The organism is Sporosarcina sp. So3-204 (assembly GCF_058068165.1).
Genome location: NZ_CM176485.1, coordinates 2,992,128 through 3,007,460, shown reverse-complemented (window position 1 = coordinate 3,007,460; position 15,333 = coordinate 2,992,128). Strand labels below are relative to the sequence as shown.

At 37.9% G+C, this 15,333-nt stretch carries 13 protein-coding genes; all 13 read left to right on the top strand.

Annotated elements, in window-relative coordinates; genetic code table 11:
• The first annotated feature begins 55 nt into the window (after positions 1 to 55).
• Positions 56 to 805 (top strand): ABC transporter ATP-binding protein, encoded by a 750-nt coding sequence (locus tag AC3RV6_RS14800; protein ID WP_489746761.1) that lies wholly within the window; start codon positions 56 to 58, stop codon positions 803 to 805.
• Complete coding sequence (locus tag AC3RV6_RS14795) at positions 789 to 1,991, top strand: ABC transporter permease (protein ID WP_489746760.1); 1,203 nt, start codon at positions 789 to 791, stop codon at positions 1,989 to 1,991. Before AC3RV6_RS14800 ends, AC3RV6_RS14795 begins: the two co-directional genes overlap by 17 nt.
• A gap of 78 nt (positions 1,992 to 2,069) precedes the next feature.
• Positions 2,070 to 2,306, top strand: coding sequence for an IDEAL domain-containing protein (locus tag AC3RV6_RS14790; protein ID WP_489746759.1), 237 nt, complete (start codon positions 2,070 to 2,072; stop codon positions 2,304 to 2,306).
• 146 nt (positions 2,307 to 2,452) lie between these two features.
• Positions 2,453 to 4,435 (top strand): excinuclease ABC subunit UvrB, encoded by a 1,983-nt coding sequence (uvrB, locus tag AC3RV6_RS14785; protein ID WP_489746758.1) that lies wholly within the window; start codon positions 2,453 to 2,455, stop codon positions 4,433 to 4,435.
• A gap of 7 nt (positions 4,436 to 4,442) precedes the next feature.
• Entirely contained in the window at positions 4,443 to 7,316 is a 2,874-nt protein-coding gene (uvrA, locus tag AC3RV6_RS14780) for an excinuclease ABC subunit UvrA (RefSeq protein WP_489746757.1), read from the top strand.
• 66 nt (positions 7,317 to 7,382) lie between these two features.
• Complete coding sequence (locus AC3RV6_RS14775) at positions 7,383 to 8,558, top strand: DUF4097 family beta strand repeat-containing protein (protein WP_489746756.1); 1,176 nt, start codon at positions 7,383 to 7,385, stop codon at positions 8,556 to 8,558.
• Between the two features lie 183 nt (positions 8,559 to 8,741).
• Entirely contained in the window at positions 8,742 to 9,692 is a 951-nt protein-coding gene (hprK, locus tag AC3RV6_RS14770) for an HPr(Ser) kinase/phosphatase (RefSeq protein WP_489746755.1), read from the top strand.
• A 2-nt stretch (positions 9,693 to 9,694) separates the two neighbouring features.
• On the top strand, positions 9,695 to 10,504 hold the full coding sequence (gene lgt, locus AC3RV6_RS14765) for a prolipoprotein diacylglyceryl transferase (RefSeq protein ID WP_489749277.1): 810 nt from the start codon (positions 9,695 to 9,697) through the stop codon (positions 10,502 to 10,504).
• Between the two features lie 16 nt (positions 10,505 to 10,520).
• Positions 10,521 to 11,462, top strand: a complete 942-nt coding sequence (locus tag AC3RV6_RS14760) for a nucleoside recognition domain-containing protein (protein WP_489749276.1) — start codon at positions 10,521 to 10,523, stop codon at positions 11,460 to 11,462.
• On the top strand, positions 11,455 to 12,108 hold the full coding sequence (ppaX, locus tag AC3RV6_RS14755) for a pyrophosphatase PpaX (protein ID WP_489746754.1): 654 nt from the start codon (positions 11,455 to 11,457) through the stop codon (positions 12,106 to 12,108). Before AC3RV6_RS14760 ends, ppaX begins: the two co-directional genes overlap by 8 nt.
• Positions 12,105 to 12,638, top strand: a complete 534-nt coding sequence (locus AC3RV6_RS14750; protein ID WP_489746753.1) for an acyltransferase — start codon at positions 12,105 to 12,107, stop codon at positions 12,636 to 12,638. The genes ppaX and AC3RV6_RS14750 overlap by 4 nt, the downstream gene beginning before the upstream one ends.
• 95 nt (positions 12,639 to 12,733) lie before the next feature.
• Positions 12,734 to 14,257 (top strand): tetratricopeptide repeat protein, encoded by a 1,524-nt coding sequence (locus tag AC3RV6_RS14745; RefSeq protein WP_489746752.1) that lies wholly within the window; start codon positions 12,734 to 12,736, stop codon positions 14,255 to 14,257.
• Positions 14,258 to 14,330: 73 nt separating this feature from the next.
• Entirely contained in the window at positions 14,331 to 15,281 is a 951-nt protein-coding gene (gene trxB / locus AC3RV6_RS14740; protein WP_489746751.1) for a thioredoxin-disulfide reductase, read from the top strand.
• Positions 15,282 to 15,333 lie beyond the last annotated feature (52 nt).

Sequence of the window (15,333 nt, the reverse complement as noted above, 5' to 3'; positions counted from 1 at the left end):
GACAAGGTATTTTTTCCAAAACTTTGTTAAAATAAAATTAGAACGGAGGATGAAGATGGCGATTGTACAATTAAGAGATGTGACGGGTGGATATTCACGTAAACCTGTCTTGCATGATCTATCATTTGAAATCGGAGAAAGCGAACTTGTTGGCTTAATTGGCTTAAACGGTGCCGGGAAAAGTACGACGATTAAACATATTATTGGGCTCATGAATCCACATAGCGGAGAAATACGAGTAAATGGTGTCACATTTAGTGAAGACCCTGAAACGTATAGAAAATCTTTCTCCTACATACCGGAGACGCCGATTTTATATGAAGAGTTAACACTACGTGAGCACTTAGAATTAACTGCGATGGCCTATGGCTTAGAACAAGACGTTTTTGAAGCGCGTTCGGCTGCCTTGTTAAAAGAATTTATGATGGAAAAAAGGTTGAAGTGGTTTCCATCACACTTCTCCAAAGGAATGCGTCAAAAAGTAATGATAATGTGTGCATTTCTTGTTAATCCACAATTATATATTATTGATGAACCATTCGTCGGTCTTGATCCAATAGGGATAAAATCATTATTGGAGCAGATGACACAGCGCAAAGCGGACGGCGCATCTGTCTTGATGTCGACGCATATTTTGTCTACTGCAGAGAAATATTGTGACCGCATTATTCTTCTTCATGAAGGAAGATTACGTGCAGAAGGTACGATGGATGAACTAAGAGCGGCATTTGGTTTGCCTAATGCTTCATTAGATGACTTATATATTGCGATGACAGAGGAATCTGACGATGAAAAATTTGCATGAGTTATGGGGAAATAGATTTATTAATTATATGACCGAATTCCAAAGGTACATGAAATATGTATTTACGGGACATTTGGCGATTGTGTTTGTCTTTATGCTAGGTGCTGGCGGATATGCCTATAGTGAGTGGTTAAAGGAAATTCCAGCTGATTTTCCAGCAGCGCTACTGACTGCATTTTTAATTGCTGCAGCTTTAGCTTATTCTCCACCCGTCACGTTGTTAAAGCCTGCAGATGCAGTGTATTTATTGCCATTAGAGACTAAGTTGCACATGTATTTAAAAAGTGCACTTCGTTGGTCAGTCGTATCTCAAATTGGTTTGCCGCTTATTTTGTTTGTTGTAGCGATACCGTTACTTGCTGCTACTGGGACAACGTCAAAAATGCTGTACTTATGGATTGCTATTTTTATTATTGCTTTAAAATTCATATTTGTAGATATAGAATATTGTGTGCGACATGTCTTAAGTGGTGAAAAAGTATGGGTGGACCGGGCAGTTCGCTTTGTGCTTGCAGGATTACTCATTTATTTATGGCTTGGTCCATATCCCTATTTAATTTTAATTGTTGCAATTGTGATTGGTCTTTATTTTACTTATTGGCTTAAGAGGAAGAATAAAGTACCGTTTCCATATAATCATTTCATTGAAGTAGAGCAAAATCGAATGATGCGTTTTTATCGATTTGCAAATTATTTTACAGACGTTCCACATTTAAAAGGTTCTGTTAGTAGAAGAGGTTGGCTTGGATTCTTTATGGGTACTTCGAATATTAATAACGCAAATGCACAGTCGTTTTTAATTCGTCGGACATTCATTAGAACTGATGATACATTTTGGTTATGGGTAAGGTTGACAGTACTATCTATTATAGGTGCATCTTTTATTCCATTTCCAATAGTCGTTTATATCTTCTCGGGGGCATTGGCATTTGCGTCGTCGATTCAACTTGTCTATGCGTTGCGTGCAGGGTATGAATTCAGGATGGATATGCTTTTTCCTATTAATGAAAATTCGCGTTCAGTAGCAATTCGAAGAACTGTTCGAAGTGTACAATATTTACAAGCGTTGGTAGTGACGATAGCTGCTTTGTTTTTATTTGGATTAACAGTTACACCATTTCTATTAGGAGTTGTTGTCTTAATCGTCTCAGAAGTTACAATCCAAATGGTTAAAGAAAATAAATAATAAAGAAAATTCAAAAATCTCTTGCAACTAATGAGTATTATTCTATATACTTATTAAAAGGCGTCAGGGGTGAGCGTATTGGAAAAAAGTTATTCATATGCTGAATTCATGAAAACCGTTGGAAGAAATAGTTCTTCGATTCACGCTGAGAAAATGTTGAATGAGATATACATGGATTTATTTTTGCAACATATCCACAGAAAACAAATACGAAAACGATTAGTAGAAGAGGTTGATCGTTCATTAGACAACAAGAATAAAAGTGAATTTCTAAAGTATTCTGCGCAACTCTTGAAATTTGTGGATATCGATTAGCAAATAAGGAAACGCTACACGAAGGTATATGTGTAGCGTTTTTTTGTATGATAAAGTATATTAAAACATACGTTCCCTTTTAAGCTTGGACAATTTAGGGAATAGGTACGCTAACTATAAAAATGAGTTGAGGAGGTGTTAGACGAATGGTGGAGAAATTCAATTTACAAGCCCCATATACTCCGCAAGGCGATCAACCTTATGCGATTAAAAAGCTGTTAGAAGGATTAGAAAAAGGGGAAAAACACCAAACATTACTTGGCGCAACGGGAACAGGAAAAACATTTACCGTTTCTAATATTGTTAAGGAAATAAATAAACCAACACTTGTCATGGCGCATAATAAAACATTGGCTGGACAATTATATAGTGAATTTAAAGCGTTTTTTCCTGATAATGCAGTGGAATATTTCGTTAGTTATTATGATTATTTTCAACCTGAAGCTTATGTGGCGCATACAGATACTTATATTGAAAAAGACTCAAGCATAAATGATGAAATTGACAAGCTTCGCCACTCCGCTACTTCTTCTTTATTTGAACGTAATGATGTGTTAATCGTGGCATCGGTGTCTTGTATTTATGGTCTTGGTTCACCTAAAGAATACCGTGACATGGTCGTTTCCATTCGAAAAGGGATGAATATTGGTCGTGACGAGTTATTACGAAAATTTGTGGCGATTCAATATAATAGAAATGATATTAGTTTTACGAGAGGTACTTTTAGAGTCCGAGGAGACGTTGTAGAATTATTCCCAGCATCAAGAGATGAGCGATGTATCCGTTTTGAATTTTTTGGAGATGAGATTGATCGAATTCGTGAAGTAGATGCTTTGACTGGTGAAATCATTGCAGACCGCGAACATATCGCTATTTTCCCCGCATCTCACTTCGTTACAAGTGAAGAGAAGATGATAAAGGCAATAGTAAATATAGAAGTTGAACTTGAAGATAGATTGAAAGTGCTTAAAAGTGAGGATAAATTACTAGAAGCGCAGCGACTCGAGCAACGTACACGCTATGATTTGGAAATGATGCGGGAGATGGGTTTTTGCTCTGGAATTGAGAACTATTCAAGACATTTAACACTTCGACCAGCTGGTGCATCACCTTATACGCTTATTGATTATTTCCCTGAAGACTTCTTATTAATCGTAGATGAGAGTCATGTTACATTACCGCAAGTTCGGGGGATGTATAACGGCGACCAAGCTAGAAAGAAAAATCTAGTGGATTACGGTTTCAGACTTCCTTCGGCCTTGGATAATCGTCCACTCACATTTGAGGAATTTGAAGGTCGTGTACATGAAGCGATATACGTTTCTGCGACGCCTGGGCAATATGAAATTGAGCATACGCCGGAAATGATTCAACAAATTATCCGTCCAACCGGCTTACTTGATCCAACTATTGATGTTCGTCCTATTACAGGTCAGATAGATGACTTAATTGATGAAATAAATGAACGCGTTAAAAAGAATGAACGTGTATTAATTACCACATTGACGAAGAAAATGTCTGAAGACTTAACCGATTATTTAAAAGATATCGGCATGAAAGTGCAATATCTCCATTCTGAAATTAAAACGTTAGAACGTATCCAAACGATTCGCGACCTGCGATTAGGCGTTTATGATGTGCTCATTGGGATAAACCTTTTACGTGAAGGGATTGATATTCCAGAAGTTTCTCTTGTCACAATTCTTGATGCAGATAAAGAAGGTTTTCTGCGTTCTGAACGTGCACTTATCCAGACAATTGGACGAGCAGCTAGAAACTCAAATGGTCATGTAATTATGTACGCAGACAGAATGACTGACTCGATGACTAAAGCGATTAGTGAAACTGATCGCAGACGTGAAATACAACAAGCATATAATGAAAAACACAATATCACACCGACTACAATTAAAAAGGATATACATGATGTTATTCGAGCAACCGAGGTTGCCGAAGAAACTGAAACTTATTTAGAAAAGATTACGAAAGGTAAGAAACTGACAGGAAAAGAAAAAGATTCAGTCCTTCTTGTACTTGAAAAAGAAATGAAAGCGGCAGCCAAAGATTTACAATTTGAATTGGCAGCTGAATTAAGAGATGCAATTTTAGAGCTTAAGACAGAAAGGTAGATTGCTCATGAGAAATAAAGAAATCGTCATACAAGGCGCTAGAGCGCATAATCTTAAAAATATTAATGTTAATATTCCCCGCGATAAGCTTGTCGTGATGACTGGATTGTCAGGGTCGGGGAAATCATCACTTGCTTTCGATACCATTTATGCTGAAGGGCAGCGTAGATACGTTGAATCACTTTCCTCTTATGCTAGGCAGTTTTTAGGGCAAATGGACAAGCCCGACGTTGATGTAATCGAGGGGTTGTCGCCAGCAATTTCGATTGATCAAAAAACAACAAGTCGAAACCCGCGCTCAACAGTTGGAACAGTAACTGAAATTTACGACTATCTTCGCTTGCTTTATGCAAGAATCGGAAAACCAGTTTGTCCGATTCACGGCACAGAAATATCTTCGCAAACGATTTCGCAAATGGTAGACCGATTGATGCAACTGCCTGAACGCACACGCATTCAAGTTTTAGCGCCAATTGTATCTGGGCGTAAAGGAACACATGTGAAGCTATTTGAAGACACTAGAAAAGAAGGATATGTTCGTGTTCGCGTAGATGGTGAAATTATCGATTTGGACGACAATATCGAGTTAAATAAAAATAAGCGCCATAATATTGAAGTTGTGATTGATCGTATCGTTATTAATAAAGATATCGCTTCAAGACTAAGTGATTCACTCGAATCTGCGCTTCGTCTTGCCGGAGGTACTGTATTAGTTGATGTAATAGACGGAGAAGAATTGTTATTTAGCGAACACCATGCATGCCCGTTATGCGGTTTTTCAATAGGTGAACTAGAGCCAAGGATGTTTTCATTTAACAGTCCATTTGGTGCTTGTGGTGAATGTGATGGACTTGGAACGAAGCTTGAAGTGAATCCAGAAACTGTTATTCCTGATTACTCGCTTAGCTTAAAAAATCATGCAATTGCGCCTTGGGAACCGACAAGTTCACAATATTATCCGGAACTATTGAAGGCAGCCGCAAAGCATTTTGGGATATCAATGACAGTCCCTGTCAGCAAATTAAAAGAAGAAGATCTCGATAAAATCTTACATGGTTCAAAGGACGAAAAAATTCGTTTTCGTTATACGAATGAATTTGGTGGGACAAAGGACAGTGACGTCTATTTTGAAGGTGTGCTTTCCAATGTTGCACGACGATATAAGGACACAGCTTCAGATTATGTCCGTGATCAAATGGAGAAATATATGGCGCAACGACCTTGTCCATCTTGTAATGGTTACCGTTTAAAGGAAGAGACGCTCGCTGTAAAAGTGAATGATGTCCACATAGGGAAAGTAACCGATTTATCAATTGAAGATGCGGATCTCTTTTTCAAGGAACTTAAACTGTCTGAAAAAGATCAGCAAATTGCAGCACTTATTTTACGTGAAATTGCAGAACGATTAGGTTTCCTTATTAATGTTGGTCTTGATTATTTAACATTGTCGCGAGCTGCTGGAACACTTTCGGGCGGGGAGGCGCAACGAATCCGACTAGCTACACAAATCGGTTCACGTCTTTCTGGTGTTCTTTATATTTTAGATGAACCGTCAATTGGTCTGCACCAACGTGATAATGATCGACTGATTGAGACTTTAAAAAGTATGAGAGATATTGGCAATACACTTATTGTTGTTGAGCATGATGAAGACACCATGTTAGCGGCAGATCATTTAATTGATATGGGTCCTGGAGCTGGAGAGGCTGGCGGTGAAGTTGTTTCGGCCGGCACGCCAGAAGAAGTAATGAATGATCCGTTATCGTTAACTGGTGACTATTTAAGTGGCAGAAAATTTATCCCACTTCCGCTTGAACGACGTAAACCAGATGGTCGAAAAATTTCTATTAAAGGTGCAGCAGAAAATAATTTAAAAAATGTAAATGTCGATATTCCACTGGGCCAGTTCATCGCGGTGACAGGAGTTTCGGGTTCGGGTAAGAGTACGCTTGTGAATGAAGTACTATACAAAGTTTTGGCGCAAAAATTAAACCGCTCAAAACAACAACCTGGAAAACACAAATCGTTAACAGGTACTGAGGAACTTGAAAAAGTAATTGAAATCGATCAATCCCCAATAGGCAGAACACCGAGGTCGAATCCTGCTACTTATACGAGTATGTTTGACGATGTGCGGGATGTCTATGCTTCGACGAATGAGGCAAAAGTACGCGGCTATAAAAAGGGGCGCTTTAGCTTTAACGTCAAGGGTGGCAGATGTGAAGCTTGCCGCGGAGATGGTATAATCAAGATAGAAATGCATTTCTTGCCAGACGTCTACGTACCATGTGAAGTGTGCCAAGGTAAAAGATATAATCGAGAAACACTAGAAGTACTTTACAAAGGAAAGAATATTGCAGATGTCCTAGCTATGACAGTAGAAGATGCACTTGTATTTTTTGAAAACATCCCGAAAATAAGCCGTAAATTACAAACAATTGTTGATGTAGGATTAAGCTATATTAAATTAGGACAGCCGGCCACTACTTTATCAGGCGGTGAAGCCCAACGTGTAAAACTAGCTTCAGAACTGCATAAGCGGTCAAATGGAAAATCATTCTACATCCTTGACGAGCCAACAACTGGACTTCACACATACGATATAGAAAAGTTACTTGTCGTGTTGCAACGCCTTGTTGATTCTGGAAATACAGTACTTGTTATTGAACATAATTTGGATGTAATTAAGACCGTTGATTATATTATCGATTTAGGTCCTGAAGGTGGCGATAAAGGCGGAGAAATATTAGTAACGGGTACGCCGGAGAAAGTAGCTAAATCAGTGAAATCCTATACAGGTAAATATTTAAAGTCTATTCTAGAACGCGATAAGAATAGAATGTCTTTGTTAATCAAAGAAGCAGAAACTGCCAGTAAATGAAACTTTTTTTCATGTCAATCGTATATATATTAATACTACGAATAAACAAAATTAGGAGGCGTCACTATGCAAACCAAAAGAAAAAGAATTTTAGCCATGCTTGAAAATGGAACGATATCGACAGAAGAAGCTTTAACACTTCTTGAGAACATAGGAAATGATTCAGTAGCGGATCAATCAGAAACTAAAGAAGATGCGACTCAAACTTCTTTTGAGGATCATTCAACAAGTCATGAAGAACCAGATAGTCAAACTAGAAAAGAATCTCAGAAATCCAAAGAAAGTGAACCGTCAATGGATGAATTTCTTGAAGATTTACGGAAAGACTTTACTCATGTAGGAGATCGGTTCATGCAGTTCATGCAAACCGCTGTTCAAAAAGTAAAAGAATTTGACTTTGATTCTCCGTTTGGACATTCATTTGAGTTTGATCATACAATGACTAAAAGGTTAGATGGAATCGATGAAATCATAATTGATGTTGACAATGGAAAAGTAACGGTTCATGGCACAGATGGCGATGAAGCGCGTGCTGAGTTTTCCGTTAAATCATCCAATAGTGAATCAGAAGAAACTGCGAAAGAAACATTTTTAAGTAAAGTGATTTTCGTTACAGATGATAATAAGCTGCGTGTATGTAGTGATATGAAAATGACGAAGGTAAATGTAGATTTATATATTCCGCGGAAGAACTATAAAAAATTATCAGCTCGTCTTATGAATGGTTCATTTGATATGGAAGATATGATTTTTGATAAAATACGTGTTAAAACTTCAAATGGAAAAGTTGATGCTTCCTCACTTTCATTTAAAGATGCCGAATTCGAAGCAGCAAATGGTTCAATCAATCTTCAAAAACTTGTCGGTGAAAAACTTTCTGCGGAAACACTTAACGGGCGCGTTTACGTGGACGGTGAGTTAATAGAAGTAGAAGCACAGTCGTTAAGCGGACATGTTGTTGTGACAACAACAAATCCAAATGCGCAGAAAATCGAAGCGAAGACGATGAGTGGTTCAGTTGAAATATATATTCCGACAGACATCGCATTGTCGGGCGAAATAACGTCTAATATGGGCCGCCTCAATCTGAAATTAAATGATGTCGATCGCACTACAGAAACTGAGCAGCTTCTTCAGCGAACGATTCGTTTTAAGAAAGATTTAGAAAGTAATACACCGCTTTATTTATTCGGAGAGGCTAAAACGGGCTCAGTACTTGTTTGTTATAACGCAAAAAAATAAATAATAATAGGTGAATAGAAGATAGTCTAATAACTGGATGTATAACGGTTGTTTAGACTATTTTTTTTAGATTTATAAAAGAATTGAGATTGTTAAACTAAACTAAAATAATCAGCTGGACAGCTACTCCTTTCGATATTGTGTTAAAATATGACTTATGAATAAATAGAAGGGGGATATATCGTGTCTTATGTAACTGTGATAGATGTTCAAAATAGACTAGGACTTGAAATAGCTGCTGGCAGTGCTGGTTTGAATCGCAAAATACATACAAGTGATATTTCGCGGCCGGGATTAGAAATGGCCGGTTATTTTGATTTTTATACTTCTGATCGAGTTCAACTATTAGGAAAGTCTGAGTTGTCCTTTTTTGCGAAACTAGATAAAGAAACCCGGATGGATCGAATGAAAAAGCTATGCTCCAGTGAAACTCCAGCAATTATTGCCGCTCATGGCATGGAAGTTCCACATGAATTACTCGAAGCTGCTGAAAATATGAATATTCCCGTTTTGATGACGGATGTCGCGACTACTAAGTTTTCTGGCATGTTGGTGAATTATTTGGAAGGTAAGTTTGCACCTATGACAGCTATACATGGGGTGTTGGTTGATGTCTATGGTATTGGTATATTACTGACAGGAAAAAGTGGTATCGGTAAAAGTGAAACTGCACTTGAATTAGTGAAGAGAGGACATCGACTTATTGCTGATGATCTTGTAGAAATTAGACAAGTTTCTAAAAATATATTGATTGGAAATTCGCCGAAACTACTCGAGCATATGTTAGAGATACGCGGCGTCGGTATTATCGATATCATGACCTTGTTCGGAGCTAGTGCTATTAAGAGAGACAAACGTATTTTAATGGCGATTGAACTAGAATTATGGGATCCTGAAAAAAAATATGACAGACTTGGCTTGGATGAAATGAAAATGAAAATTATTGATTCCGAGCTGACTAAACTAACCGTCCCTGTTCGTCCTGGTAGAAACTTATCAGTCATTATTGAAGTAGCTGCCATGGATCACCGATTAAAAAGGATGGGCGTAAATGCTGCCGAAGACTTTGCAAGACGCTTGGATGATGAAATTGATGAAAAATCGAACTTGATAAATGGAGGTGGGCTTGAGTGACAATGCTAAATTTACTTGCAATTAACCCAATAGCGTTTTCGCTTGGTCCGTTAGAAGTTCGTTGGTATGGTATTTTAATTGTAACTGGAATTATACTAGCATTTATCGTCGTACAACGTGAGATGGTAAAGCGTGGGATGCACCAAGACTTTTTAACAGATTTACTCGTTTGGGCAGTACCTATTTCAATTATTAGCGCGCGGATTTATTATGTCATTTTCACTTGGGATTATTATAAGGATCATCTAGGACAGATTATCCAAATATGGGAAGGTGGAATTGCTATCCATGGCGCATTAATAGGCGCGTTTATCACTGCGTATGTATTTACAAAACGGCGTGGTATATCCTTTTGGAAAACCGTTGATATCACAGCTCCTGGACTCTTGATAGGTCAAATAATCGGTCGTTGGGGAAACTTTATGAACCAAGAAGCTCACGGTGGACCTGTTTCTCAACATTTTTTAAATAACAATATTATTCCTGATTGGATTATGAACCAAATGACGATTGAAGGTATAACCTATCATCCGACATTTCTTTATGAATCACTGTGGAATGTTGTGGCGCTTGTCGTTCTTTTATTGCTACGTAAAGTCCCATTAAAACGAGGCGAGATGTTCTTGTTTTATTTAGTATGGTATTCTGCAGGGCGGTTCTTCATAGAAGGTATGCGAACAGATAGTTTATATGTGATTGGAGAGCTACGAGCAGCACAGCTTGTATCCATTATTACGATTGTCGTTGCCGTGTCGGTTTTCATTATGAGGCGATTTTTCCAGAAAGTTGATGTGAAATATCAAGATGAGTAGAAATACTATTAAGGAAATGGGGACGCTACAAAATGGATTAAAGGCAGGATTAAAAACAACGTGGACGTTAGGGAAAATTATTTTTCCGATTACGATCCTCGTTGTAATTCTGCAACATACGCCGGTTTTACCTTGGATAGTTAAGTTAATTACACCGTTTATGGGGTTGTTTGGCTTAAGTGGAGAAGCCGCAATTCCTTTGGTGTTAGGTAATGGGTTAAATTTATATGCAGCAATTGCAGGGATATTGTCACTAGAGTTTTCTGTCAAAGAAGTATTTATAATTGCTGTTATGCTTTCTTTTTCACATAACTTATTTATTGAGACGAGTGTTGCATTAAAAGTTGGCGTGAAGTTATGGATTGTACTGTTAGTCAGATTCGGTCTGGCTGCTCTTTCCGGTATTATTATTAATTTAATGTGGAAGGGTGGCGGAGAAACAGCGGTTTACGGTATGTCACCTAAAGTAACTGCAATTCCTGATGGTTGGGTAGAGATTGTCATATTAGGTTTACAAAAGGCCTCCTATGGTGTGTTACAACTCGCACTCATTGTGATTCCATTAATGATTATTGTTCAACTTTTAAAAGATTTGAATTTTCTACAGAAGTTTTCAGAAAAACTAGCTCCTTTTACGAAACTTATTGGCGTGAAACCGAATGCTTCTATGACACTTGTAGCGGGATTGGTCATCGGCTTAGCTTATGGTGCAGGGGTTATGATTCAGGCGGTGCAAGAGGACGGAGTTAGTAAGAAAGATGCAACACTGGCCTTTATTTTTCTTATTGCTTGCCATGCGGTCATTGAGGACACACTTATTTTTCTTCCGCTAGGGATACCAATACTGCCACTCCTCGTCATTCGACTTATAACAGCATTCGTACTAACGATAACCGTAGCTTATGTCTGGAGAAAAGCAGAACAAGCTAAAGGAATGGAGGTTCCGACAGATGGTTAAAAAAATAACAACTTTATTATTTGATTTTGATGGTACTTTATTAAATACGAATGAATTAATCATTCAGTCCTTTGAGTATGTATTAAATAAGCATTTTCCTGGTCAGTTCGACCGTCAAGATATATTGCCGTTTCTTGGGCCAACGTTGAAAGACACATTTGATACTGTTGATTTAAATAATTCGGAGTTGCTATGTGCTGAATATAGAACGTGGAACAAATCGATGCATGATGAACTATCGAGTGAATTTGATGGTGTCACGGAAACGCTTCATTTATTAAAAGAAGAAGGTTTGAAAATGGCCATTGTTTCAACGAAGAAAAATGATATGGTCATGAGAGGACTTAATCTTTTAAAAGTTGCCGATTTGTTTGATGTTGTTGTTGGACTCGATGATGTGACAAATCCGAAACCAGATCCAGAGCCGATTTTGCTTGCACTTGAACGATTAGGTGCAGATAAAGCAGAAGCGCTAATGATTGGTGATAATTACCATGACATTGAAGGCGGAAAAAATGCTGGTGTACGTACTGCAGGTGTAGCATGGACGGCTAAAGGTGAGGACTTTTTACAATCTTTTAATCCGGACTATATGTTACAACATATTTCAGATCTCCTTGAAATTATCCAAGGAGAAGAAGTGTGAGAAGGACGCAAAGGTTTCCAGCAAAAGGTGGGGCAAATTCACTTTGGCATATTTATAAAACAGTACCTTTTTTCAAAGTAGCAAAAAACTTTGCTGTCATTCAGATTTCCAGGTATACACCGTTTATATCAATGAAGAATTTTTTGTTTCGAACTTTTTTGAAAATGGAAGTGGGCAAACAGACTTCCTTTGCGCTTATGGTGATGCCCGATGTGATGTTCCCAGAACTAATCAAGGTGGGTGATAATTCGATTGTTGGGTATAATACAACTATCCTAGCGCATGAGTATTTAATCGATGAATATCGCATTGGTGAAGTTATAATTGGTAAAAATGTTTTAATTGGTGCTAATACAACTATTCTGCCAGGAGTCGAAATTGGTGATGGCGCGATTGTTTCAGCAGCGACACTTGTGAATCGGGATATCCCTCCTGGTGTGTTTGCTGGAGGAAATCCGGTGAAAATAATTTTTACAAAAGAGCAGATGGCAGAGCGTTTGAAAATATCAACATTAGATGAAATTAATTAGTATGAGTTGGTAATAACGCTATATATGATATAATAGTTGTAATTAAGAGAAGGGACGTCAGATACGTTCCTTCTTATTTTTTCGGGGGAATATGATTGAATAATAAAAGATCAAATGAGAATAAGAAAATAATTACGTTCATACCCAATGGCGAATTCTACTATGAAAAAGCCGTGCAAGCGTTGGAAAAAGAACGTTTTGATGTTGCCAAAAAATATTTAATGAGGGCTGCTGAACTTAGTCCAGAGGACCCGCTTATTTTAATGCAATACGGTGTTCTAATTATGGAGGAAGGTCATTTTGAAGAGGCTCACGAGCTACTTATGACGGCCTATAAACACAATCCTAAAGATGAGTCAACAGTGTTTTATTTAGCTGAGGTTCATGCGCATCTTGGCTTATTATGTGATGCGAAATCATACGCAGAAATGTATATCGGACTTAATCCAGACGGTCCTTTCGGAGATGAGTCAATGGAGATAATTGATTTTGCAGAGCAAAAAGCAGCTGATTACGAAGAAGGCGAAGAGCAGGATGGGGAAATATTTTTCATCCAGGAAAAAGCACGTCGTCTGATGGAGTCAGGTGAATTTAAAGAAGCTGTTGCATTACTTGAATCGATTGTGAAGGATCATCCTGATTTCTGGGCAGCGTATAATAATCTTGCGTTAGCCTATTTCTACATAGGTGAAACTGAAAAAGCGAGTGATCTCCTTCATGATGTTTTAGGCCGTGATAAAGGAAACTTTCATGCGTTGTGTAACTTAGCTGTCTTTTATTATTACGAAAAGAAAGAAACAGACTTGGAATCCTTGCTTGAACTACTTTTAAAAATTAAGCCTTATTCGGTTGAAAATCGATATAAACTAGGTGCGACATTTGCCCTTGTTGGTAGACATAAAGAGGCATTTAATTGTTTGAGAAGTTTACAAAAACAGGGATTTGATAAAGATACTGGCTATTACTTCTGGCTATCCCATTCAGCTTATTTTACGGGGCATGAAGAAATTGCTCAAACTGCATATGCGAATCTTGTTGAAATTGATCCGACAAAAGAAGGATATGAGCCTTGGAAAGGCGTAGATGTTAATATTACAGCAAATTCTGTTGAGCAGGACAGGGATTTTTTACTTGAGAAAATTCAGAACGAATATAGAAGTGAGCGAATGCTTGGTTTTTATTTACTAGGGAAGTCTGGTCATAAGCAGGAGATTATTTCACATCCTTCTTATATTGAAATTGATAAACTTAGTTCGCTGGAGCGTTTGTTTTTTGCAAGTGGCCTTAATTATGAATTTATGCCAGAAACGTCTTTCGATAAATCTTTCGCACGCGCATTAGAGACAACAGAATTACTTTACGGGAAATATAGTCCATTAACCAAGCAGGCAACGCATCTCTTTCAAATGTGGTTTACATTATGTGAAAGTGCATTAACACGAGCATATCCATTTAAAAACCCTGCTGGACTAGCTTGCGCCGCTGATTATATGTTTCAGTCGGCACGCTACTCAGGTGTGACGAAAAAGTCAATAGCAGAAAAGTATGGCATTTCTACGCCAACTTTAACTAAATATGTAAATGAATTGATTGAATTTTTACCCCAGTTTGATGTGTAGGCAAGAAAGTTGAACAGAAACTGCTAATCTTATACGATTTGTTTAGTTGTAATGTTTAGAGGAGGAATTTAACATGACTGAAGAGAAAATATATGATGTTGTTATTATTGGTGCAGGCCCTGCTGGTTTAACTGCAGCGGTTTACACTTCACGTGGGAACTTGACTACGCTTATGCTTGAAAGAGGCGCACCTGGCGGACAGATGGCGAATACGGAAGATATAGAGAACTACCCTGGATTTGAACATATTCTAGGACCTGATTTATCTACGAAAATGTTTGACCATGCACGTACATTTGGTGCAGATTATGCTTATGGTGACGTAACTGACGTCATTGATGGCGAAGAGTTTAAAACAATTGTAGTAGGTAAAACGGAATACAAAGCACGGGCTATTATAATTACGACGGGCGCGGAATATAGAAAAATGGGTATTCCAGGTGAGGCGGAACTAACAGGCCGTGGTGTAAGTTACTGTGCGGTTTGTGACGGTGCATTTTTCAAAGAAAAAGAATTGGTCATAGTAGGCGGAGGGGACGCTGCAATTGAAGAAGGTGCATATTTAACGCGTTTTGCAAAAAAAGTTACCGTTATTCATCGACGTGATGAGTTACGTGCGCAGAAAATCCTTCAAGACCGTGCTTTTGCTAATGAAAAAATGAGTTTTGTTTGGAATTCAACTGTTAAAGAAGTAAATGAAAAAGATGGTAAAGTTGGTTCCGTAACAATAGTATCAACAGAAGATGGCAGTGAGAAGGAATTTAAAACAGATGGTGTATTTATCTACATCGGAATGGATCCGCTCACAGCTCCGTTTAAGAAGCTTGGTATTTTAGATGAAAATGGCTATATTAACACGAATGAAATAATGGAAACAACCGTGCCAGGAATTTACGCAGCCGGTGATGTTAGAGAGAAATTATTACGTCAAATTGTAACCGCAACAGGTGATGGTAGTGTTGCTGCTCAAGCTGTACAAAAGTATGTTGAGGAACTTATGGATAAATTAGGCGTCAATGCATAAGCTAACTTAATATATCCTTAACACAGCTGTAACAGGAATGCAATATCAAAAG

Coding starts and splice junctions, on each gene's coding strand:
- AC3RV6_RS14800 (WP_489746761.1), top strand. CDS start 56: ATGGCGATTGTACAATTAAGAGATGTGACGGGTGGATATTCACGTAAA.
- AC3RV6_RS14795 (WP_489746760.1), top strand. CDS start 789: ATGAAAAATTTGCATGAGTTATGGGGAAATAGATTTATTAATTATATG.
- uvrB (WP_489746758.1), top strand. CDS start 2,453: ATGGTGGAGAAATTCAATTTACAAGCCCCATATACTCCGCAAGGCGAT.
- uvrA (WP_489746757.1), top strand. CDS start 4,443: ATGAGAAATAAAGAAATCGTCATACAAGGCGCTAGAGCGCATAATCTT.
- AC3RV6_RS14775 (WP_489746756.1), top strand. CDS start 7,383: ATGCAAACCAAAAGAAAAAGAATTTTAGCCATGCTTGAAAATGGAACG.
- lgt (WP_489749277.1), top strand. CDS start 9,695: ATGCTAAATTTACTTGCAATTAACCCAATAGCGTTTTCGCTTGGTCCG.
- AC3RV6_RS14760 (WP_489749276.1), top strand. CDS start 10,521: ATGGGGACGCTACAAAATGGATTAAAGGCAGGATTAAAAACAACGTGG.
- ppaX (WP_489746754.1), top strand. CDS start 11,455: ATGGTTAAAAAAATAACAACTTTATTATTTGATTTTGATGGTACTTTA.
- trxB (WP_489746751.1), top strand. CDS start 14,331: ATGACTGAAGAGAAAATATATGATGTTGTTATTATTGGTGCAGGCCCT.